General features: G+C 68.4%; 19 protein-coding genes. 13 read left to right on the forward strand and 6 right to left on the reverse strand.

Annotated elements, in window-relative coordinates:
* The first annotated feature begins 1 nt into the window (after position 1).
* Complete coding sequence (locus ACH438_RS31725) at positions 2–1,228, forward strand: hypothetical protein (RefSeq protein WP_397011901.1); 1,227 nt, start codon at positions 2–4, stop codon at positions 1,226–1,228.
* Between the two features lie 4 nt (positions 1,229–1,232).
* Positions 1,233–2,765 (forward strand): serine/threonine-protein kinase, encoded by a 1,533-nt coding sequence (locus ACH438_RS31730; RefSeq protein ID WP_397011903.1) that lies wholly within the window; start codon positions 1,233–1,235, stop codon positions 2,763–2,765.
* A 25-nt stretch (positions 2,766–2,790) separates the two neighbouring features.
* On the opposite strand, the gene ACH438_RS31735 is transcribed toward ACH438_RS31730, so the two are convergent.
* Positions 2,791–3,522, reverse strand: coding sequence for a peptidylprolyl isomerase (locus tag ACH438_RS31735; protein ID WP_397011905.1), 732 nt, complete (start codon positions 3,520–3,522; stop codon positions 2,791–2,793).
* Positions 3,523–3,639: 117 nt separating this feature from the next.
* Positions 3,640–5,034 (reverse strand): PLP-dependent aminotransferase family protein, encoded by a 1,395-nt coding sequence (locus ACH438_RS31740; RefSeq protein WP_397011907.1) that lies wholly within the window; start codon positions 5,032–5,034, stop codon positions 3,640–3,642.
* A 123-nt stretch (positions 5,035–5,157) separates the two neighbouring features.
* Here ACH438_RS31740 and ACH438_RS31745 point away from each other — a divergent pair, with 123 nt between their 5' ends.
* Genes ACH438_RS31745 through ACH438_RS31775 form a run of 7 tightly spaced genes read left to right on the forward strand, consistent with a single transcriptional unit; the run spans position 5,158 to position 12,251 of the window.
* Entirely contained in the window at positions 5,158–5,994 is an 837-nt protein-coding gene (locus ACH438_RS31745) for a nitrilase-related carbon-nitrogen hydrolase (RefSeq protein ID WP_397011909.1), read from the forward strand.
* A complete protein-coding gene (gene hydA, locus ACH438_RS31750) occupies positions 5,991–7,415 on the forward strand; it encodes a dihydropyrimidinase (protein ID WP_397011911.1) in 1,425 nt (474 codons plus the stop codon). The genes ACH438_RS31745 and hydA overlap by 4 nt, the downstream gene beginning before the upstream one ends.
* Positions 7,416–7,437: 22 nt before the next feature.
* The gene (locus ACH438_RS31755; protein WP_397011913.1) at positions 7,438–8,520 is read left to right on the forward strand and encodes a TIGR03842 family LLM class F420-dependent oxidoreductase; all 1,083 of its coding nucleotides are present in this window, start codon (positions 7,438–7,440) and stop codon (positions 8,518–8,520) included.
* 41 nt (positions 8,521–8,561) lie between these two features.
* A complete protein-coding gene (locus ACH438_RS31760; RefSeq protein ID WP_397011915.1) occupies positions 8,562–9,488 on the forward strand; it encodes an ABC transporter permease in 927 nt (308 codons plus the stop codon).
* Complete coding sequence (locus ACH438_RS31765; RefSeq protein ID WP_397011917.1) at positions 9,485–10,336, forward strand: ABC transporter ATP-binding protein; 852 nt, start codon at positions 9,485–9,487, stop codon at positions 10,334–10,336. The genes ACH438_RS31760 and ACH438_RS31765 overlap by 4 nt, the downstream gene beginning before the upstream one ends.
* Entirely contained in the window at positions 10,333–11,106 is a 774-nt protein-coding gene (locus ACH438_RS31770) for an ABC transporter permease (RefSeq protein ID WP_397011919.1), read from the forward strand. The genes ACH438_RS31765 and ACH438_RS31770 overlap by 4 nt, the downstream gene beginning before the upstream one ends.
* Positions 11,103–12,251, forward strand: coding sequence for an ABC transporter substrate-binding protein (locus ACH438_RS31775; protein ID WP_397011921.1), 1,149 nt, complete (start codon positions 11,103–11,105; stop codon positions 12,249–12,251). Before ACH438_RS31770 ends, ACH438_RS31775 begins: the two co-directional genes overlap by 4 nt.
* Before the next feature lie 130 nt (positions 12,252–12,381).
* On the opposite strand, the gene ACH438_RS31780 is transcribed toward ACH438_RS31775, so the two are convergent.
* The gene (locus ACH438_RS31780) at positions 12,382–12,900 is read right to left on the reverse strand and encodes an NUDIX domain-containing protein (protein WP_397012115.1); all 519 of its coding nucleotides are present in this window, start codon (positions 12,898–12,900) and stop codon (positions 12,382–12,384) included.
* Between the two features lie 153 nt (positions 12,901–13,053).
* On the opposite strand from ACH438_RS31780, the gene ACH438_RS31785 reads away from it, so the two are divergent.
* Positions 13,054–13,434: a nitroreductase family deazaflavin-dependent oxidoreductase gene (locus ACH438_RS31785; RefSeq protein ID WP_397011923.1), complete on the forward strand. Its 381-nt coding sequence runs from the start codon at positions 13,054–13,056 to the stop codon at positions 13,432–13,434.
* A 3-nt stretch (positions 13,435–13,437) separates the two neighbouring features.
* Here the strand turns inward: ACH438_RS31785 and ACH438_RS31790 are convergent, their stop codons facing one another.
* Positions 13,438–13,944 carry a nitroreductase family deazaflavin-dependent oxidoreductase gene (locus ACH438_RS31790; protein ID WP_397011925.1) on the reverse strand — a complete coding sequence of 169 codons (507 nt, stop codon included), beginning with the start codon at positions 13,942–13,944 and terminating at the stop codon, positions 13,438–13,440.
* Positions 13,945–14,100: 156 nt separating this feature from the next.
* Between ACH438_RS31790 and ACH438_RS31795 the strand changes: the two genes are divergently transcribed.
* Positions 14,101–15,645: an ArnT family glycosyltransferase gene (locus ACH438_RS31795; protein ID WP_397012117.1), complete on the forward strand. Its 1,545-nt coding sequence runs from the start codon at positions 14,101–14,103 to the stop codon at positions 15,643–15,645.
* Here ACH438_RS31795 and ACH438_RS31800 read toward each other — a convergent pair.
* Positions 15,578–17,080: an ABC1 kinase family protein gene (locus tag ACH438_RS31800; RefSeq protein WP_397011928.1), complete on the reverse strand. Its 1,503-nt coding sequence runs from the start codon at positions 17,078–17,080 to the stop codon at positions 15,578–15,580. The two genes, ACH438_RS31795 and ACH438_RS31800, sit on opposite strands and share 68 nt — an antisense overlap.
* 164 nt (positions 17,081–17,244) lie before the next feature.
* Between ACH438_RS31800 and ACH438_RS31805 the strand changes: the two genes are divergently transcribed.
* Together ACH438_RS31805 and ACH438_RS31810 are read left to right on the forward strand one after the other, a co-directional pair.
* Positions 17,245–18,123, forward strand: coding sequence for a metal-dependent hydrolase (locus tag ACH438_RS31805; protein WP_397011930.1), 879 nt, complete (start codon positions 17,245–17,247; stop codon positions 18,121–18,123).
* Positions 18,124–18,167: 44 nt separating this feature from the next.
* Complete coding sequence (locus tag ACH438_RS31810; RefSeq protein WP_397012119.1) at positions 18,168–19,283, forward strand: PDR/VanB family oxidoreductase; 1,116 nt, start codon at positions 18,168–18,170, stop codon at positions 19,281–19,283.
* An 18-nt stretch (positions 19,284–19,301) separates the two neighbouring features.
* Here the strand turns inward: ACH438_RS31810 and ACH438_RS31815 are convergent, their stop codons facing one another.
* Positions 19,302–21,044: an SDR family oxidoreductase gene (locus ACH438_RS31815; protein ID WP_397012121.1), complete on the reverse strand. Its 1,743-nt coding sequence runs from the start codon at positions 21,042–21,044 to the stop codon at positions 19,302–19,304.
* Positions 21,045–21,249: the final 205 nt, after the last annotated feature.

Below are 21,249 nucleotides of genomic sequence, written 5' to 3' on the forward strand. Positions count from 1 at the left end.
GATGCTGCTGAGCGCTCTGGCTGTCGTCGTCGCATTGTGTGCGAGTGGCTGTGTGGTGCAAGGACATCCGTCCGGCGCGTACCCGGATCCGAAGTCCCTGGATGCCGGTGCGTACGGGGTGCAGCCGCTGGCCATGCCGGCCGACGGCAACGAGGGATACGGCCGGATCCTGGAGTCGGCGCGCATGGCCGAGGTGCTGATCGATCCGGTCGAAGCCGATCCCGCGCTGAAGTATTCGATCGCCGCCGACGGGGTGATGCTGCTGTCGACGCCGGCCAAGGCGTCGATGCTGCTGGCCCAGCCGGCCAGGGCGGTGCTGGCGAAGGAGGGGCTGCTGGCCGGGTGCGCGGACGGCGGCTCCGATGTCGATAATCCCGATTACACGCCCACCGTCGGGCAGGCGCGGCTGCTGTCGGTGGTGATACTGCGGTTCCCGGACGCGGACGCGGCACAGCGCGCGGCGCAGGAGATCGATTCGGTCGATGCCGCGGTGAATCCGCAGAACGTGTCGGTGCCGATTCCGCAATATCCTGCCGCGCATGCGCATTGGCGGCCGTCGGTGCCCACCCTCGCCGCGACCATGTCCGACGGCGTCTATGTGGTGAGTGTGCTGACAGGGCACACCTCCACCGATGTGAATGCCCTGACCGGGTTGGCGCAGAAGGCGTTCGACGCGCAGCTGCGCCGTTTGCGGGACTTCGCGCCCACGCCGGCGGAGCGGATCGCGGCGCTGCCGCTGGATCAGCAGGGGATGCTGGCGCGCATGGTGCCGTCCGCGCCGCGGCGGTGGTCGTATCCGGCGGTCGTCACGGATATGCCGGTGGGCGTCGCGGAGTGGAATGCGGTGGTCCGCAGTGAGGGCGTGGTGTTCGGGCCGCGCGCCTCCTACCTGTGGAATCTGCGTGGCAAGAACCAGTCGATCGATCTCGAGGCCGTCAACGGCATGACGCAGCTGGAACGGTTCACGACCGCGGCGGCGGCACGGCAGCGCTACAGCGAGATGACCCAGAAGATCATGGGGGACACCGCTTTCCACGTCGCGGGCGCGCCGTCGGGCATAGCCGATGCCCTGTGCGGGGATCACAGCGACCGGGCGGCGGGCACCGATGCCAAGTACGACTGCCGCGTCGTCTACGGCCGCTACATCGCCATGATGCTGGGGGAGAATCCGAAGGTCCTGGCACAGCGGGCCGCAGCCGAGTACGGGCTGCTCATCACCATGGGTTAGGCAGATGTCGGAGATCTTGGAACCCGGCACCGTCTTCGCCGGATACCGTATCGAGCGCGTGCTGGGCCGCGGTTCGATGGGCACCGTCTATCTGGCGGCACATCCCCGGCTGCCGCGGCACGACGCACTGAAGGTGCTGTCGCCCTCGCACAGTGGGGATTTCGAGTTCAGCGCCCGCTTCGCCCGCGAGGCCGAGCTGGTGGCGACCCTCGAACACCCGAATGTGGTCGCGGTGTACGACCGCGGCCTGGAGCGCGGATGCCTTTGGCTGGCCATGGGATTCGCCGACGGCATCGATGCGGGCGAGTTGATCCGCCGGTATCCGGCGGGTGTCGAGCCCGCGCGGGCGCTGCACATCGTGCGTGAGGCGGCGCGTGGCTTGGACGAGGCGCATCGGCGCGGGCTGCTGCATCGCGATATCAAACCGGCGAATATCCTGCTCGAATCGCGTGGGGGAGAACCGGATCGGGTGTACGTCTCCGATTTCGGGCTGGCCCGGTCGGCCGCGGATGTCGGGACGCTCACCGTCGCGGGTGATCTCGTGCGGAGCCTCTCCTATGCCGCGCCGGAACTGCTCGCGGGACAGCCGGCCGATCACCGGGCCGATGTCTACGCTCTCGGCTGCACCTTGTTCGAATTGCTCACCGGTTCGGCCCCTTTCCCGGAGACCGGGGCCGCCGCGCAAGTGCGTGCACATATGACGGAGGCGCCCCCGCAGCCGTCACGATATGCGCGCGCACTGCCCGCTGCCCTCGACGCGGTCGTCGCCCGCGCACTGGCGAAGGATCCGGCGCAACGATACGAGTCGTGTGGTGCGCTCGCCGCGGCCGCGACGGCGGCGTTCGACTCGGGCGCGACAGCAGCTTTCGATACGCACACGAGCGGATGGCGACGGCCTTCCCGCCGGGTGCAGGCGCTGCTGGCCGCCACGGTCGTGGTTGCCGTGGCGGCCGTCGTCGCTGTGTTCCTTGTCCGGCCGCACGATTCGACGCCCGTGGTCGCGACCTCCTCGGCACCCACCGCCGCGACGACCTCGAGCACAGTGACCTCCACCGCCGCCACCTCGACGGCCGCCGCGGTGGGCTGGGGGCCCTTCCAATACATGGTCGACGCGTTCCCATCGCTGCTGCCGCCCGTGCCGGTGGCGAGTGGCGCCCAGGACCTGCGCTGTACTCCGACCGATACCGATGGCAAGCACACCACGCTGAGCGTGTCACCGGATCAGGCGGGCGGGATGACCTGCCGTGGCGGCGGCGCTCTGGTGGATGCGCTCTTCGTGACCTGCGATCCGGGCCGGAAACCGATCGACCAGAGCTCGGACAGCGATGTGACACTCACCGGTCAGCGCGACTGGCAGCGATCCACGGGCAGCGGCCGCATCATGTGGGGCACCGGACCCGGACTGGACTCCCCGCACAGTGGCACGCTGCAGATCGTGTTCGACGGCGCCGCACGCGATTTCTGCCGGATCACCGTGGTCGGTGGCAGCACCGGCCAGGATCTCGTGGACGGCTGGTGGAACTCCGCGCCTCTGTGAAACTCGTTGCCCTGTGAAACGCGGCTCAGCCCTGGGCGGTGGTCACCGAGGTCAGGACGATATCGGAAGCCGGTGCGCCGTCGGCGGATCCGTCCTTGGTGCCGGCGCCGGCGATATTGGTCAGCACGTCCATGCCGGTGGTGATGCGACCGAACGGGGTGTAGCTGGGAGGAAGCTGGCTATTGGCGTAGACCAGGAAGAATTGGCTGCCATTGGTATTGGGCCCGGCGTTGGCCATGGCCACGGTGCCGGCGGGATAGGTTGCGCCGGCGAGGTTCTCATCGGCGAAGTGGTAGCCGGGACCACCGGTGCCGGTACCGGTGGGGTCACCGCACTGCAGCACGAAGATGCCCTGCGTGGTGAGGCGGTGGCACTTGGTGTTGTCGAAGTAGTGCTGATCCGACAGGAAAGCGAACGAGTTCACGGTGTGCGGCGCCTTGTCGGCGCTCAGCGCGACGGTGATCGCGCCGCAGTTGGTGGCGAGGGTCGCGTTGTAGGCCTTGCCGGTGTCGATGGTCATCTGCGGTTCCGCGGGCCACTGCATGCCATTGGGCTGTGCGGGCGCGGCGGGCATGCAACCGGGTGCGTCCATGTGCAGCGGGGCAGGCGCGGCGGTCGCGGGACCGGTGGTCATGGCGGCCGCGAGGGCGAGTCCCGCGGCTGCCGCGGCGAGTCCGCGGCGGGCCGCTCGGCGCGCCGGATGGTGCGCCCGAGGTAATTCGATACCGGGTCGCTGCGTGTGCTGGCCGCTGTTCACTGGTGGGAGCCTCCGTCGAATCACGTGCGTCGGGTGGATGTCGTGGCGCATCCTGCCATGTACCACGACGGTCGGTACGGTAAACCACCCGCAGCGAGACACGGGCGCGGCGGTTCGTCAGGCGCGGCGGATGCGCCGGTAGGTGGGCACGGCCGCGGCGGCGGTAGCGAGTCGGCTTGCCACCTCCGGGATCTCGGCATCGCGCAGGGCCGCGACCGTCAGACGCAGGTGATCGGTGTGATTGTCGGTGACTTCGAACGGCCCGCCCGGAGCGGCCTTGATCCCCGCGGCCGCGAGCGAGATCATGGCCGCGTTCTCATCGGCGACGGGGAACCAGAGGTTGATGCCGTCGCCAGGTGGGACGTGAATCCCGTGGCGGGAGAGGGCTTTTCGGAGCGTGGCGGCGCGGGCGCGGTAGGTGGTGCGGGCGTCGGCGACGGTGGCGCGGGCGGTGTCGTCGGCGAGCATGTGCAGCAGCACGCGCTGCAGCAGGCGGCTGGACCAGCCGGGACCGAGCATGCGGCGCTCGATCACCGGGTCCAGATAGGCGGCGGGTCCGCCGACCACGGCCAGGCGCAGGTCGGCGCCGTGGGATTTGGAGTACGAACGGATGTGGACCGTCCGCGCGGGCAGCCGGCTGCCGAGCGAGCGGACCTGCGCGTGCGCGATGCCGTCGGAGTGATCGTCCTCGATGATCAGGATCGGTGCCCCGGCCAGCACGTCGGTGAGTTCGCGGACCCGCCGGGCGGTCATGGAGGCGCCGGTCGGATTCTGGGCGCGGGGCTGCAGCAGCAGGGCGGCGGGCCCGTGGCGGGTGAGCGCCTCGGTCACCTGCTCGGGCAGCAGCCCGGATTCGTCCATGCCGACCGGGACCGCCCGCGCGCCGATCCGGGACAGCAGATCGAGAAACGGCGGAAAACAGGGATTCTCGACCAGCACCGCATCACCGAGGCGAATATGGGCATTGAGCAGCCGGTCGACCGCGTCGAGGGCACCGTCGACCACGGTGAAGCGTTCCGAGCGCAGCGGCCAGTCCGCGCGCACGGTGGTCTCCAGATCCGGCAGCACCGCCTCACCGAGGTAGGTGGCCGACAGATCGTCGATGGCGTCCTCACGGGCCAGCACGCGCAGGGCGGCGGTGAGATCGGGCAGCAGGGCCGGATCGGGGGTGCCGCGGGAGAGGTCGATGCGGAAGGTGTTGTCGGACTGGGAGTGCAGTCGCTGGTATCGCCCCGCGACCGGAGCGGCCTGTGCCGTCGTGCCGACGAAGGTGCCGGCCCGGCCGCGGGCCACGATGGCGCCGGTAGCGGCGAGTGCCCGCCAAGCCTGGTTGACGGTGGCGGGGGAGACCCTGAGTTCGCGGGCGAGTTCGCGCACGGTGGGCAGGCGGGTGCCGGGAGCCAGTGCGCCGGAACGGATTCGGCGGCTCACGGCAGCGGCGATACCGGCCGCGGAGCGGTCGTCCAGGGTGCCGGCCAGGCCCGTGTCGGGCGGCCCGAGTTCCGTTGTCACAAGGTTAATTCTGCGTGGGCGACCGGCGTGCAACCCACACCGGCCCCAGGATTTACTATTTCGAAACTGTTTCCGCTTCCTTGTAACACAACGGAATTGGTTCGAAGTGCAGTATAACAAAGCATGGCGATCGTTCGAGCTGCGCTGGTCCAGACGAACTGGACCGGTGACAAAGAATCCATGATCAAGGCGCACGAGGACTACGCCCGGCAGGCCGCGGCGGCCGGCGCGAAGGTGATCTGCTTCCAGGAGCTGTTCTACGGGCCGTACTTCTGCCAGGTGCAGGACGCGAAGTTCTACGAGTACGCGGAGTCCGTACCCGGCCCCACCGTCGAGCGTTTCCAGGCCCTGGCCAGGGAACTCGGCATGGTGATGGTGCTGCCGGTCTACGAGCAGGAGCAGTCGGGCCTGCTCTACAACACCGCGGCGGTCCTCGACGCCGACGGCAGCTATCTGGGCAAGTACCGCAAGCACCACATCCCGCAGGTGCAGGGCTTCTGGGAGAAGTTCTACTTCCGGCCCGGGAACCTGGGCTGGCCGGTCTTCGACACCGCGGTGGGCAAGGTCGGCGTCTACATCTGCTACGACCGGCACTTCCCCGAAGGCTGGCGCGCGCTCGGCCTGGCCGGCGCGGAGATCGTTTTCAACCCCTCGGCAACCTCCCGGGGACTCTCGGCCTACCTCTGGAAGCTGGAACAGCCCGCTTCCGCGGTGGCCAACGAATACTTCATCGGCGCCATCAACCGCGTCGGCATCGAAGAGTACGGCGACGACGACTTCTACGGCACCAGCTACTTCGTCGATCCGGAGGGCAAGTTCGTCGGCGAGGTCGCCTCCGACACCGCCCCTGAACTGGTCCTCCGCGACCTCGACATGGACCTGATCAAGGTGGTGCGCGACCGCTGGGCCTTCTACCGCGACCGGCGCCCGGACGCCTACGGAAAGCTGGTCGAGCCGTGAGCAATCGGGTCTTCATCCACGGCGGCACGGTGGTGTCGCCGACCGGCTCCCAGCTCCTCGATGTCCTGATCGACGGCGAGACCATAGCCGCTGTGCTGCAACCGGGTTCGACCGCGCTCGGCGTGGATCTCGCGAGCAGCGCCGACACCGTCATCGACGCCACCGGCAAGTACGTGATCCCGGGCGGCGTGGACGGGCACACCCATATGCAGATGCCCTTCGGCGGCACCGAGGCCTCCGATACCTTCGAGACCGGCACCCGCGCGGCGGCGTGGGGCGGCACCACGACCATCGTCGACTTCGCGGTGCAGACGCCGGGTCAGCGCGTGCAGGACAGTCAGGCGGCCTGGCATGCCAAGGCCGGCGGCAACTGCGCCATCGACTACGGCTTCCACCAGATCGTCGGCGATGTGAACGCCGAATCCCTCAAGGGCATGGCCGAATTGGTGTCCGAGGGTGTCACCAGTTTCAAACTGTTCATGGCCTATCCGGGCGTGTTCTACTCCAATGACGGGCAGATCCTGCGTGCCATGCAGTCCGCCGCGGATCTGGGCGCATTGCTGATGATGCACGCCGAGAACGGCATCGCCATCGACGTCCTGGTCGAGCAGGCGATACAGCGCGGGGACACCTCTCCCTACTTCCACGGCGTCTCGCGCCCTTGGGAATTGGAGGAGGAGGCCACCCACCGCGCCATCATGCTGGCGCAGGTGACCGGCGCACCCCTCTACATCGTGCACGTGTCGGCCAAACAGGCCCTCGAGCAGATCGCGACCGCACGCGGCAAGGGGCAGAACGTCTTCGGCGAGACCTGTCCGCAATACCTCTATCTCTCGCTCGAAGATCAGCTGGGCGCACCGGGTTTCGAGGGTGCGAAATGGGTGTGCTCGACCCCGCTGCGCTCGCGCGAGGAGGGCCATCAGTCCGAGCTGTGGCGCTACATCCGCACCGGCGACGTCACCTCCGTGGCCACCGATCACTGCCCCTTCTGCATGAAGGGCCAGAAGGATATGGGCATCGGCGATTTCAGCAAGATCCCCAACGGCATCGGCGGCGTCGAGCACCGGATGGATCTGATGTTCCAGGGCGTCAAGGACGGGCGGCTGTCCGTGGAACGGTGGGTGGACGTGTGCTGCACGACGCCGGCGCGCATGTTCGGCATGTATCCGCGCAAGGGCATCATCAGCCCGGGCGCGGATGCCGACATCGTGGTGTACGACCCGAACGGGCACACCAGCATCGGGCTGGGCAAGACCCATCACATGAACATGGACTACTCGGCCTACGAGGGCTACGAGATCGACGGCCACGTGGACACCGTGCTCTCGCGCGGTCGCGTGATCATCGACGGCGGGCAGTATCTGGGCCGCGCCGGGCACGGCCGGTTCGTCAAACGCGAACTGTCGCAGAACCTCATCTGATGTACCGATCGGAGTGTGCCGCATGGATATCGGTGTAGTGCTGCAATGCACTCCGCCCGCGTCCCGCGTGATCGAACTGGCGAGAATCGCGGAGACGCACGGCTTCTCGCACGTGTGGACGTTCGACTCGCACCTGCTGTGGCAGGAGCCCTACGTCATCTTCAGCCAGATCCTCGCCGCCACCCGCAAGGTGGTGGTGGGGCCGATGGTGACCAACCCGTCCACCCGGGACTGGACGGTCACCGCCTCCACCTTCGCCACCCTCAACGACATGTTCGGCAACCGCACCATCTGTGGTATCGGCCGGGGCGACTCGGCCGTGCGCACACTCGGCGGGCGGCCCGCCACGGTGGCGGAACTGCGCGAATCCATCGGTGTGATCAGGGAACTCGGCAATGGCCGCAGCGCCGAGATCGGTGAGACCACCATCCGGTTCCCGTGGGCCTCGGCCTCGCGGCTGCCGGTGTGGACGGCCGGGTACGGGCCGCGCGTGCTGGATCTCACCGGGGAGGTGGCCGACGGATTCATCCTGCAGCTCGCCGACCCCGACATCACCCGCTGGACCATCGCGCGGGTGCGTGGCGCCGCCGAACGCGCCGGGCGGGATCCGAAGGATGTGCGGATCTGCGTGGCCGCACCCGCCTATGTCACCGACGGCAGCGCGGCCGCGCTGAAACACGCGCGGGAACAGTGCCGGTGGTTCGGCGGGATGGTCGGCAACCACGTCGCCGACATCGTCGCCAAATACGGTGCGGCCAGCGAGGTTCCGGCCGCGCTGACCGAGTACATCGCGGGCCGGCAGGGCTACGACTACAACCAGCACGGGCGGGCGGGCAATACGCACGCCGACTTCGTGCCGGATGCCATCGTGGACCGCTTCTGCCTGCTCGGCTCCCCGGACGAGCAGCTGGCCCGGTTGCGTGAACTGGAAGACCTGGGCGTGGACCAGTTCGCCGTGTACCTGCAGCACGATGCCAAGACCTCGACGCTGGAGGCCTACGGCGAATCCGTACTGCCGCGACTCGCCCATCCGGTCACCGCGACCGAGCACACGGCCGCCCCCGTGGCCGGAACGAATTCCACCGAGGCGGCGAGCACGACATGACCGCCGCACTACAGCGCCCGGTCCCCGAAGGGGGATCGGGCGTGGAATCTCTTGTGCCGGAACCGGATTCGATCCTGCGCCGGGCATACACGACCGGTCGCCGGGCGAGCGGAGTGCTCTACCCGATCGCAGCGTTGGTGCTGCTGCTGGTCGTCTGGGAACTGGTGAAGCTGCTGGTGCCCGCCAACGGCGTCAGCATCGGGCAGCAGCGGGTGCTGCCGCGCACCAATGACGGGGCGCTGCCGCATGTATGGAACGTCCTGACCGTGCTGGAGGAGTCCGACGGCCGCACCACGGTCGGGGCCACGCTGGTCCGGACCGGTTTGTTCACACTGGAATTGGCGCTGCTCGCCCTGGCCGTGGGCACCGTGGTCGGGGTGGCACTCGCCGTGATCATGCAACGGTTCGCCTGGGTGGAACGCGGGCTGCTGCCGTATGTGATCGTCTCCCAGACCGTTCCGCTCATCGCCCTGGCACCGCTGGTGGCCGGGTGGGGTGGGCGCATCGTGATCGCCGGACAGCCGTGGCAACCCTGGATGTCGATCGTGGTCATCGCCTCGTACCTGGTGTTCTTCCCGGTAGCCATCGGCATGCTGCGCGGGCTGCAGTCGCCGTCGCGGGCCTCGGTGGAACTGCTGCACAGCTGCGCGGCCGGCTGGTGGGCGACGTTGCTGCACTTGCGATTGCCCGCGGCGGTCCCGCATCTGCTGCCCGCGCTGCGCCTGGGCGCGGCGGCCGCGGTGGTCGGTTCGGTGGTGGCCGAGATATCCACCGGCACCGCGGGCGGGATCGGCCGCCAGATCATCGTGTTCTCACAGCAGTCCACCGGTAATGCCGCGCGGTTGTATGCCGCCGTGCTGACGGCCGCACTGCTCGGGCTGGTGCTCACCACGCTGGTGTCACTGGCCGAGCTGGCCCTGCGCCGCTACAGCCGGCCCGCCGGCGTTTCCTCAGGAGGTTCCCGTTGACCGTCGAGACATCGCGCGCCGGAGACGGTGTCGCAGCAGCGGATTCGACGCCCGCGGTCGAACTGCGCGAACTGGGCAAGGTATTCACCGCGGGCCGGGTGACCGCACTGCAGGACGTATCGCTCACCGTGGCGGCCGGGGAATTCGTCTCCCTCATCGGACCGTCCGGATGCGGCAAGTCCACGCTGCTGCGCATCGTCGCCGATCTCGAGCAGCCCACCACCGGAACCGTTGTGGTGCACGGCAAGACCGCGCGGCAGGCACGCCTGGACCAGGACTACGGCATCGCCTTCCAGCAGGCCGGCCTGCTGGATTGGCGGACCGTGCAGGAGAACGTGGAACTGCCGCTGCAACTGCACGGCGTCGGTAAGAAAGAACGACGGCAACGCAGCGCCGAACTGCTGAACATCACCGGCCTGACCGACTTCGCCCAGCGCTTCCCGGCCGAGCTCTCCGGTGGCATGCAGCAGCGTGTGGCCATCGCCCGCGCGCTGGCCCGCAAACCGCCGCTGCTGCTCATGGACGAGCCCTTCGGCGCGCTCGACGAGATGACCCGCGAACGCATGCAGGGCGAGCTGCTGCGCATTGCCGGGGAGACCGGCGCCGCGGTGCTTTTCGTGACCCACTCCATTCCCGAGGCGGTGTTCCTGTCGGATCGGGTGGTGGTCATGTCGCCGCGTCCGGGCCGCATCACCGCGGTGCTAGGGACCGGTGACTGGGGCCGCGACAGCGAGGACGATGTGCGTTCCAGCGACGAGTTCTTCGCCTCGGTCGCCGCCGTGCGCGCGGCGCTGCACGAAGGGCACGGCAGCGCGGCCGAATCCGTGGCGGGCCGGGACGTGCGATGAGAAGACTGCTCCACACCTGGCTGCCGCCGGTGGTTTTCGGCATCGCGCTGCTCGCGCTGTGGCAGATCGTGACGGTCGTGGGCAAGGTGCCGTCGTTCCTGCTGCCCTCGCCGTCCTCCATCTGGAAGGCGTTGTCGGACAACTTCGATGCGGTCACCCAGGCCGCGCAGGCCACCGGTGTCAACGCGCTCGTCGGGCTGATCGTCGGCGCGGTCCTCGGTATCGCCGCGGCCATCCTGGCCGTGCGGTTCCGGACGGTCGACGGGGTGCTCGGCGCGCTGGCCATGGGAGCGGCGGCGGTGCCCATCGTGGCGCTGGCCCCGCTGCTCAACTCCATGTACTCCACCACCACCGATCTGCCGCGCCGGCTGGTGGCCACCATCGTGGTGTTCTTTCCCGTCTTCGTCAGCACCACCCGGGGATTGCGTCAGGTCCCGCGCGTGCACGCCGATCTCATGACCGCCTATGCCGCCAGCGGCTGGCAGGTCACCCGGACCGTGCGGCTGCCCGCCGCGCTGCCGCACCTGTTCACCGGTCTGCGGATCGCCGCGCCGGGCGCGGTGATCGCGGCCCTGATCGCCGAGTACTTCGGTGGGCTGCAGCACGGGCTGGGCAGTCGCATCACCTCGGCCGCCGCCGATACCGCCTATCCCAGGGCCTGGGCCTATGTCACCGCCGCCATGGTGCTCGGTCTGTTGTTCCTGGCCGTCGTGCTGCTGCTCGAGCAGCTCACCCGTCGTCCCCGCACCACCTTCTGGAGAACGAAATGAGATCCACCGCACGCCGTTACCGCTTCCGGGCCTGTCTCGCGGCGGCCGCCCTGGGCCTGGCCGCCCTCACCGGATGCAGCACCACCGACAATTCCTCGACGACCACCGCCAACGGTCTCACCAAGGTGAAGCTGCAGCTGCAATGGTTCAAACAGGGCCAGTTCGCCGGATATCTGGCCGCGCTGGATCAGGGCTTCTACAAGGATCAGGGCCTGGACGTCCAGATCCTGGACGGCGGAACGGATATCGTGCCGCAGACCGTACTCGCCCAGGGCCAGGCCGATTACGCCGTCGCCTGGGTGCCCAAGGCGCTGGCCTCGCGCGAATCCGGGGCCGGCATCACCGATGTGGCGCAGATCTACCAGCGGTCGGGCACCAAGCAGATCTCCTTCAAATCCCAGAACATCACCACCGCCGCGGACCTCAAGGGCAAGAAGGTCGGAAACTGGGGCTACGGCAATGAATTCGAACTCTTCGCCGGCATGACCAAGGCGGGCCTCAACCCCGCCAAGGACGTCACCCTGGTGCAGCAGCAGTTCGATATGAACGCCTTCCTCAACCACGATATCGATGCCGCACAGGCCATGTCCTACAACGAGTACGCCCAGGTGCTCGAGGTCAAGAACCCGGCCACCGGAAAGCTCTACAGCCCCGACGATTTCAACCTCATCGACTGGGAGTCCGACGGCGTGGGGATGCTGCAGGATGCCATCTGGGCCAATTCGGCGAAGCTGAAGGATCCGAAGTACGCCGATCAGACGGTGAAGTTCATCGCGGCCTCGCTCAAGGGCTGGGCGTTCTGCCGCGACAATCTCGAAAAGTGCCGCGACATCACCGTTGCGGCCGGGTCGACGCTGGGGGCCAGTCATCAGGAGTGGCAGATCAACGAGGTGAACAAGCTGATCTGGCCCTCGCCCGACGGGGTCGGCACGATCAACAAGGCCGCGTGGGATCACACCGTGCAGATCGCGAAGACCACCCGCAATCAGGAGGGTCAGACCGTGCTGACCAAGGATCCCGATGCCGATGCCTACACCAACGATTACGTCGTCAAGGCGTTGGTGATGCTGAAGGCCCAGGGCGTGGACGTGACCGGCGCGGGGTACACGCCGAAGACCGTCACCCTCACCGAGGGCGGCAAATAAGCACCAACAGGCTCGCGGCCGGATTCACAGGGAAAACGGCCCCGAGAGTTATCTGAATCATGCATGCTTCAGATGTTCAGCCCATCGAGTTCGCGCGGGACTCGATGGGCTGACCGTTGTGCCGGGCCGCTCAGCGCAGCAGATCCGGGATCATCTCGCGGGTATCGGGGACGAACGGCCAGTCCGGATCGGCCAGATGCGCGCGCAACTCGTCATCGGTCCACCACCAGCCGTCCACGATCTCCTCGGGCTGATGGCGGATCGGGCCGTCGTAGCGCACCTCGTAGGCGAACAGATGACAGCGCATCGGCTTACCCGCCCACATGCCGTCCCAGGCCGCGCTGACCAGCGGCAGCGGCGGCTCGTCGTGCGGGCCGACCTCGATGCCCAGCTCCTCGCTCAGCTCCCGCAACGCGGCCTCGGCCGGATCCTCGCCCGGGCCCACCACACCACCGGCCAGGCAGTCGTGCATGCCCGCGAACACGGCCTTGGTGTCGGTGCGCTTGTGCACATAGACGCGGTCCCCGTCGCGGGAACGCACCAGCACGCCCGCACTGGCATGCCAGATGCCCTGCGCGTACACCACCGCACGATCCTCCGCGCCGATCTCCCGGCCCGCGGCGTCGTATACCGCGATCAGCTCCGACATGGTGGTGCGCGCTCCTTCCGGCCCGCCGCCCGGACAGGCGGTCACCTCTGCACCCTAACGATGCGGGGTTCGCAGCGGCCATCCCGGGCGCACCCGCGGGGGCGGCGGCGTAGCCTCTGGGACGCAACCGTTTTCGTCGGAGAGGACGAGGCCATGCCGCTGCCGCAGACCCTGGCCAAGATCAATCGGCGGGTGTCCAACCCGGTGCTGGGCGTGTTCGCGCGCTTCGCGCCCGGATTCGGCATCGTCATCCACCACGGCCGCAAATCCGGCCGCGAATACCGCGCCCCGGTCATGGTCTTCCAGCGCGACGGCGGCTACCGCATCGCCCTCACCTACGGGCCGAAGGTGGACTGGCTCAAGAACATTCGGGCGGCGGGCAGCTTCGGTTTCGAGACGCGCGGGCGGGTCATCACCCTCACCGACCCGGTCCTCGGGCACGACGCCTCCGCGTCGTGGGCGCCGCCGGGTGTGCGGCAGGTGCTGATCGCGTTGTCCGCGGAGTACTACCTGCAGGCGCGCCCGGAGAACTGAGCCTCAGTGCAGGTGCAGGCGGATGATCACCGAGCCCTGCTGCCAGCTCTGATAGGCGTCGGCCTTGTTCGGATTGCCCGCCGCGTCCAGGCCCACGCCGTTGAAGGCCGCCCACTGCTTGTTGTCGCGGGCGAGGACCTCCGACAGGCGCACCACCGATTCGCTGTCGGTGACCAGCTCGGCATCGGCGGTGCGCCGGCGCGAGCCGCCCAGTGACACCTGCACCGGGACGTCCTTGCGGATGTTCTTCACCCACGGATGCAGGGCGGTGCCCACCAGCAGGTCGCCCTCGTGGCGGGTATAGGCGACCGGCACCTCGTACACCTTGCCGGACTTGCGCCCGACCACGTACAGCACCAGCAGGCTCTTGCCCACCTGCTCACCCAGCACCGGAATCCGCAGCAATACGCGGATGACCCGGTTGAGGGCGCCTTGATACGAGCGGATCGGCTGCGGCCCGCTCGTCGACGGGGTGCCGTAGGGGTTGGATCCAGGGGTCTGATCGGTCATGCCGGCCTCCTCGGCTGAAATGTGTTGCACGGCATCGTGATACCGATCGAGTATAGGACGGTCCGCGTCGCTGGGACGGGCTCCCGGCCCGACCGGGTAGATTCACCGATGTCCGGAGCAGTAATCCGCCGTTCCAGGAGCACACCGTTGACCGACGTGGTTGATCTTCCGGCTCGACCAGGTTCGTCCGGCAGGCACGCCGCGCCCGAGGCCCGGCCGCCGCTGTCCTGGCCCGCAATCCTCGCCGTGACCGGCCCGGCCGCCATCGTGCTGCTGCTGTCGGCCACCCGATACGGCTACTTCGGCGACGAGATGTACTTCCTGGCCGCCGGGCGCCGGCCTTCCGTCGGCTACGCCGACCAGGGGCCGGTGCTGCCGCTGCTGGCCCGGCTCATGGACACCATCGACCCCGGCTCGTTCTTCGTGCTGCGGCTGCCCGCGGTGCTGCTGACCGTAGTCGCGATCGTGCTGTGCGCCATGATCGCCCGCGAATTCGGCGGCGGGCGCTGGGCGCAGGCCCTGGCCGCGCTCGGCTATGCGACCTCACCGTTTCTGCTGTTGCAGGGCGCGATGCTCACCACCAATGCGGTGGATACCGCGCTGTGGGCGATGATCACCTGGCTGGTGGTGCGGTGGGTGCACACCCGCAACGACTGGCTGCTGCTGGCCGCGGCGTTGATCACCGCCGTGGACATGCAGGTGAAATGGCTGATCCCGTTCTTCTGGCTCGCGGTGGCCGTAACCAGCCTGGTGTTCGGGCCGCGCGAGCTGGTCCGGCGGCCGCTGCTGTGGGTGGGCGGGGTGATCGTGGTGGCCGCGACCGTGCCCGAACTGCTCTGGCAGCACAAACACGATTGGCCGCAGCTCGAGATGGGCCGCATCATCGCCGACGAGCAGGGGATCTTCGGTGGCAAGGTGCTGTTCGTGCCGATGGCCGTCATGCTGGCGGGCTATCTCGGTTCGGTGCTGCTGATCTGGGGCCTGTGGGCGCTGCTGCGCTGGGATTCCTTGCGGCCCTTCCGGTTTCTGGGTGCCACGCTGATCGCGCTGTTCGTGGCGTTCATCGCCACCGGCGGGCGGATCTACTACGCGGCGGGCATGTACGCGGCCATGATCGCCGCGGGCGCATTCGCCCTGGTGGCCACGGCCGAACGGGTGAAACCGGTCTGGCGGCGGGTACTGGTGACGGGCACGGCGTTACTGTCGCTGGCCGCAACGGTTTTCGTGCTGTACGCGACCCCGTGGCGCGCGGCCGGGGACATCCACCCGCCCAAGGACGATGCCGAGGCGGCCATCAATATCGGCACCTACGGCTCCTTCGGCTGGCACGAACTCACCGACGAGGTCGTCCGCGACTACGACGCGCTGCCACCGGCCGAGCGGGCGCACACGGTGATCATCGCCGACACCTATTGGCAGGCAAGCGCTCTGGACCAGATGGGGCGCAAGCAACTGCCCCCGATCTACAGTCCCAGCCGCGGCTTCGGCTACTTCGGCACCCCGCCCGACGATGCCAGCGCGGTGCTCGCCGTCGGCGGCTACGAAGCCGTGCTGCGCACCCAGTTCGACCATGTCGACGCGGTCGGGAAGGTGGATACGCGGCTCGGCTTCTCCGGCAATACCCAGAACGTCACTATCTGGAGATGTACGGGCCTGAAGAAGCCGTGGGCGCAGGTGTGGCCGAACTGGATGCACCTCTGAGCGCGTGCTGCCGGCGCCGATCGTGCAGCAGGACCACCGTCGAGGGGCCCTCGCCGAGCTGATAGCGCTCCACCGCGGCCGCCAGATCCGGTAGGGGAGCGGTCAATTCGTCACGCAACCGGCCCTGCACGCCCAGCTGGCACAACACGCCCGCGGTGGACAGGATGGTCCGCCCGATCGGGGTGTACTCCGGCGGCGACTTCAACTGCCGGCCCACATTCGACAGCGTCGGCTGTGTCGCGTGCAGGACGCGGGCGCGCAGCCAGCGCATGGTGATGTGCACGACCGGTTCCAGGAACAGCTCGCGAATCGGGTCGATCAGCTCGACCAGCGCCGCGATGTCGAAATCCTTTTCCGGCGCGACGAATCCGTGCCGGCGCAGGGTGGTCTCGAGGTCGGCGTCGGTGCCGTTGAGGGCGGCCTCCCCGATATCGCCGACCACCGCGGGGAATTCGGGCGGGATCGCCGAGCAGGCGCCGTAGTCGACGACGCCGATACGGCCGTCGCGCATGACACGGAAGTTGCCCGGATGCGGATCGGTGTAGAGCAGGCCGGTGCGCGCGAAACTCGACATGACGAAGCGCAGCACCAGGATTCCGACCCGGTCACGTTCCTCCTGGGCGCCGGATTCGATCACCCGGGTCAGCGGGATGCCGTCCACCCATTCGCTGATCAGCACATCGCCCTGCTGGTGGATCAGCTCGGGGACGAGGAAGTCCGGGTCGTCGGCGTACTCGGTGTGGAAGGCGCGCTGATTGGCGGCCTCGGCGGTGTAATCGAGTTCGGCGCTGATGCATTCGGAGAAGGCGTCGGCCGCGGCGCGCATATCCATGCCGGGTGCGAAGACCGTGCCGATCGGGGCCAGGCGGCGCAACTGCTCCAGATCGGAGTGCACCGCCTCGCGGGCGCCGGGATACATGAGCTTCACCGCGACCGTGCGGCCGTCGTGCCAGCGCGCGCGATGCACCTGACCCACCGAGGCGGCCGCGCTCGCGCGCAGATCGAACTCCTGGAAACTGTCGCGCCAGTCCGGGCCCAGGCTCGCGGCCATGGCGGCGCTGACCGAGGCCGGCAGCATGGCGGGCGCGGAATCCTGCAGCTTGCTCAGCGCCTCCCGATAGGGTTCGCCCAGCGCGGGCGGGAGGGCGAGTTCGTAGAGCGCCAGGATCTGGCCGAATTTGGCTGCGCAGCCCTTGAGCTCGCCGAGCACCTCGAACATGTGCTGGGCGGTGCGTGCCTGGATGTCGAGTTCGACCTCGCGGGCGGATTTCCCGAAGGCCCGCTGTACCGGCCCGCCCGCGCGGCGCGCGGCATAGGCGACGGGCAGCGCGACGATCTTGGCATTGCGTACGGCGGTGCGGGTGGGGGGTTGTCCGACGGTGTCGGAAACGGTGCGGCGGCGCAGTCTTCGGAATCCCTGGCGCGGTTCGGGCATCGATGACCTCCGAGATCGAGTGTCTCAGTGTGTCATGCGGCCGATCTTTTCGGATAGCCTCAACTCATGGCTTGATCTGTCTCAGACAATTACAGTGGAGAGTGACCGGAATGTGCGGGCGGCAACGGGGCTGCCCGCACTGTCCGAGTCGAAAGGTGATGATCATGAACGAGCACGTGGGCCCGGTGGCGCTGCGCCCGCGCGAGGTGCACTTCGACTTCTCGCACTCACCGCTGCACTGGATACCGGGCGAACCCGTCGCCTCCCACGCCATCTCCGGTCTCAATCTGATCCTGCCGCTGGGCGAGCGCGGCTTCGTGGAGATGTTCCGCCGGGCCCTGCCCTACGTCACCGATCCTGAACTGCGCGAACAGATGATCGGCTTCATGGGCCAGGAGAGCCAGCACGCCGAATCCCACAATCGCGCCATCTGGGAATTCCTGCAGCGCCACGGCATCGACCCCGAACCCATCCTGACCGAGGTCGAATACCTCTTCGACCGGGCCATCTCGCGCCTGGACACGCTGCCCGAGCAGTTGCGGCACCGGGTCGTGGTGCAGATGCTCGCCGCCATCGCCGGGGTGGAACACTTCACCGCCCTCGGCGGGGACTGGCTGCTCAACCAGGACTTCGAAGCCCTGCAAGCGGATCCGGCCCTGACCGATCTGTTCCGCTGGCACGGCGCCGAAGAAGTCGAACATCGCAGTGTCGCCTTCGATGTCGCACGCTACTTCGGGGCGCGCCGACCCCGGCTGGTCACCATCTACCTCGGCGCCAGCGCCGGTCTGCCGCTGGGGCTCATCGCCGTCGCGTGGTGGCTGGTCCGGCAGGACCCGACCCTGCGGAACATGGGGCCGATCAAGGTCTTTCGCGAGGTCAACAGTGCCATGCGGCGCGGGGTGCTGCCGCGCTGGCGGCTGATCGGCAACGGTTTCGCCTCCTTCGTTCGCGCCGACTACAACCCCGAAGACACCGGCGACACCGCCCAGGCCGTGGCCTATCTGGCGAAATCGCCCGCGGCGAAGATGGCGCACGCTTCATGACCCGAGCACCCGAACTGCAGACCATCGAGGGGCGCATCGCCGAAATGCGTGCGCGCGGTGTGCCACCCGCCTTCTGGGCGCCGTTGCGCCACGATCCGCTGTTGCGGCTGGCGGACAAGCTGATCGCGCCCGGTGCCCGGGTGCTGGCGTGGCTCTCCCCGCGTGGCACCCCGGCCGGCGCCCCGCCGGGTGTGCACACGCGGCAGCTCGTGCTCGTGGAGCGTGAGGTGGTCGCCGCCGATCAGGATGTGGTGAGCTTCGTGTTCGCGCATCCGCAGGGCGCGGTACTGCGCTCCTGGCGGCCCGGCGCGCATCTGGACGTGGTGCTGCCGTCGGGGCGCATGCGCCAGTATTCGCTGTGCGGTGATCCGGGCGATCCGTTCCACTATCGGATCGCGGTGCGGCGCATACCCGGTGGTAGCGGTTCGATCGAACTGCACGACGAGGTGCGGCCCGGCGCCCTGATCGGAATCCGCGGGCCGCGCAATGCCTTTCCGCTCACCCTGACCGGGCACGACGTCGGCGCGCGCCGCATCCGCTTCATCGCCGGCGGTATCGGCATCACCCCGATCCTCGGCATGCTGCGCGCCGCCGACCGCGCCGGCGCCGACTGGTCGATGGTCTACACCGGCCGGCATCGGGATTCGCTGCCGTTCCTCGACGAGATCCTGGCCTACGGCAGCCGCGTAACCGTGCGCACCGATGACCTGCACGGCCTGCCCACCGGCGCGGACCTGGTCCCCGACCTCGACGCGAGACAGGCCGTCTACGTCTGCGGTCCGCCGCCGCTGCTGGACGCGGTGGCCGCGCGCGTGGCGACCGTCCCGCAGATCGAATTCCACCACGAGCGCTTCTCGCCGCCGCCCATCCGCGACGGGCAACCCTTCTCCGTCCAATTGGGCTGGGGCGGAAAGATTCTCGAGGTACCCGCCGACCGCACCGTGCTGTCGGTCGTCGCCGCGGCTGAACCGTCGGTCGCCTATTCCTGCCGCCAGGGCTTCTGCACCACCTGCAAGGTGCGGGTGCTCATGGGAGCGGCCGACCACCGGGACACCGTGCTCAACGACGCGCAGCGGTCGCAGGGGGACATGCTGATCTGCGTCTCACGCGCGGCGCCCGGTGCCCGGCTGGTCCTGGATCTACCGAGCTCGCTGCGGTAGATCCAGGACCACCGGTCCTCAGCGGGCCAGCGCGGCCCGCGCCGCGCCGAAGCGCAGCAGCGACGGCGGGGTCAGCCGGGTGCCGTAATAGGCCGCCCACGCCTCCGGGGTCACCGGGACGACCGCGCTGTTGTGTTGCACCGCACGCACTATCGCCTTGGCCACCTTGGACGGGGGATAGCTGCGCCAGCGGTAGAGCGTGTCGAACAACTGCTGGCGGGCCTGCTCCTTCTCGCTGCCGACACCCGAGAACTCGGTGGTGCGAACGATATTGGTGTGCACGATGCCGGGACAGATGGTGCTCACGCCGATACCGTCCTTGGCCAGTTCCGCGCGCAGGCAATCGGAGAAGGTGAACACCGCCGACTTACTGGTCGAGTAGGCGCTGAAACCCTGCTGCGGGGTGTAGGCCGCCATGCTGGACACGTTCACGATGTGACCGCCCGTCCCGCGGTCGGCCATCAAGCGGCCGAAGGCGCGCGAACCGTTGACGACGCCGAAGAAGTTGATGTCCAAGACGCGTTTGAAGCTTTCGCTCGGCGTGTGCAGGAACGGGGCGGCCTGGCCGATACCGGCATTGTTGACCACCACATCCGGGACACCGTGCACCGCGGCGACCTCGTCGGCGTGTGCCTGGACCGCGGCCTCGTCGGAGACGTCGAGGCGATACGGATAGGCCAGGCCGTCGAATTCGGCGATGAGGGTGGCGGTTTCGCGCACGGCCGCCTCGTCGATATCGGAGATGACCAGTTCCGCGCCCGCGCGGGCGAAGGCGAGGGCGGTCTCGCGGCCGATGCCCGAACCCGCGCCCGTGACCACCACCAGGTGATCGTCGAACGGGCGAGGCCGCGGGCGGCCCACCTCGGCGCGGCGCAGTTCGCGCGACGGCTCGGCGCCGGAGACCGCGTCGATGAGCTGGATCGCGGCGCGCGCGAGCACCTGCGGATGCGAATACGGCACCCAGTGGCCCGCTTTGAGATCCCGCCGCCACAGCTGATCGGTCCACTCGGATTCGTCGGCGTAGACCGCGGGCCGCACCGCCGGATCGTAGGCGGGCACGATCAACTGCACCGGCACCTTGGTATGGCGGTCGCGCGCGGAGAACACCTTGCCCACCACCAGGTTCGCGCGATAGATCTTCAGGCCGTTGGCGGCGTCGGCGGTGAAGCTGTCACCCAGGGTGACCTGCTCGAACGGCGTGCCCTGAGCCAGGCGAAGGCCGAGGCGGAAGGTCTGCTCGCGCAGCCCGAAACGCACCAGCGCGGGCGTCATCGGGGCCATGAAGGCGAATTGGTAGGCCACCGAGGCCAATTGCGCCAACGGCCCGGCCAGATTGAACGGGGTCGGGCGGGCGAAACGCTTGCGCGCCCAGCGCCCGGCATGATCGAGATTGGGGCCCGAGACCGACGTGAACGAGGCGATGCGGGTTTCGGCATCGGGTTCGCACACGGCATCCCAGACTGTTACCGACCCCCAGTCGTGGGCCAGCACGTGTGCCGGCGCGTCCGGGCTCACCGCATCGAGCACGGCGAAGAAGTCGGTGGCCAGTTCCGGGATTCGAAAGGCCTGGTAATCGGGCGGATTCGTGGATTGCCCGTGCCCGCGCGAGTCGTAGGTGACGACGTGGAACCGGTCCACCAGATGCGGAACGACGTTGTCCCACAAATGGTGTGAATCGGGCCAGCCGTGCACCAGGACGATGGTCGGACCGTCCAGCTGGCCCTGTTCGAAGACGGCGAGTTCGATATCGCCGTTGCGCACGGTGCGCTGCCGGGGTTCGGTGAGTACCTGCGGCTGAGTGCGTTTCGCCCGCCGTGCGGGTCGCTTGGGGGTGGGGGGTTTCCCGGTGTCGGCTGTCTCGGCTCTGGTGTCGGTTCGCGGCGCCACTGCTGCTCTCCCTCTGTCTCGGACAGTTGTGGAGTTCAGCTTGAATCGTCCCAGGCACTCGTGTCAACGAGTGTCTGGG

The sequence above is a fragment of the Nocardia sp. NPDC020380 genome (assembly GCF_044386975.1).
In the GTDB taxonomy this organism is placed as follows: Bacteria; Actinomycetota; Actinomycetes; order Mycobacteriales; family Mycobacteriaceae; genus Nocardia.

Excerpts from the sequence above, each read along its gene's own strand:
- ACH438_RS31745 (WP_397011909.1), top strand. The coding sequence starts at position 5,158 with ATGGCGATCGTTCGAGCTGCGCTGGTCCAGACGAACTGGACCGGTGAC.
- ACH438_RS31725 (WP_397011901.1), top strand. The coding sequence starts at position 2 with ATGCTGCTGAGCGCTCTGGCTGTCGTCGTCGCATTGTGTGCGAGTGGC.
- ACH438_RS31780 (WP_397012115.1), bottom strand. The coding sequence starts at position 12,900 with ATGTCGGAGCTGATCGCGGTATACGACGCCGCGGGCCGGGAGATCGGC.
- ACH438_RS31730 (WP_397011903.1), top strand. The coding sequence starts at position 1,233 with ATGTCGGAGATCTTGGAACCCGGCACCGTCTTCGCCGGATACCGTATC.
- ACH438_RS31810 (WP_397012119.1), top strand. The coding sequence starts at position 18,168 with ATGCGTGCGCGCGGTGTGCCACCCGCCTTCTGGGCGCCGTTGCGCCAC.
- ACH438_RS31790 (WP_397011925.1), bottom strand. The coding sequence starts at position 13,944 with ATGACCGATCAGACCCCTGGATCCAACCCCTACGGCACCCCGTCGACG.
- ACH438_RS31770 (WP_397011919.1), top strand. The coding sequence starts at position 10,333 with ATGAGAAGACTGCTCCACACCTGGCTGCCGCCGGTGGTTTTCGGCATC.
- ACH438_RS31805 (WP_397011930.1), top strand. The coding sequence starts at position 17,245 with ATGAACGAGCACGTGGGCCCGGTGGCGCTGCGCCCGCGCGAGGTGCAC.
- ACH438_RS31755 (WP_397011913.1), top strand. The coding sequence starts at position 7,438 with ATGGATATCGGTGTAGTGCTGCAATGCACTCCGCCCGCGTCCCGCGTG.
- ACH438_RS31800 (WP_397011928.1), bottom strand. The coding sequence starts at position 17,080 with ATGCCCGAACCGCGCCAGGGATTCCGAAGACTGCGCCGCCGCACCGTT.
- ACH438_RS31775 (WP_397011921.1), top strand. The coding sequence starts at position 11,103 with ATGAGATCCACCGCACGCCGTTACCGCTTCCGGGCCTGTCTCGCGGCG.
- ACH438_RS31785 (WP_397011923.1), top strand. The coding sequence starts at position 13,054 with ATGCCGCTGCCGCAGACCCTGGCCAAGATCAATCGGCGGGTGTCCAAC.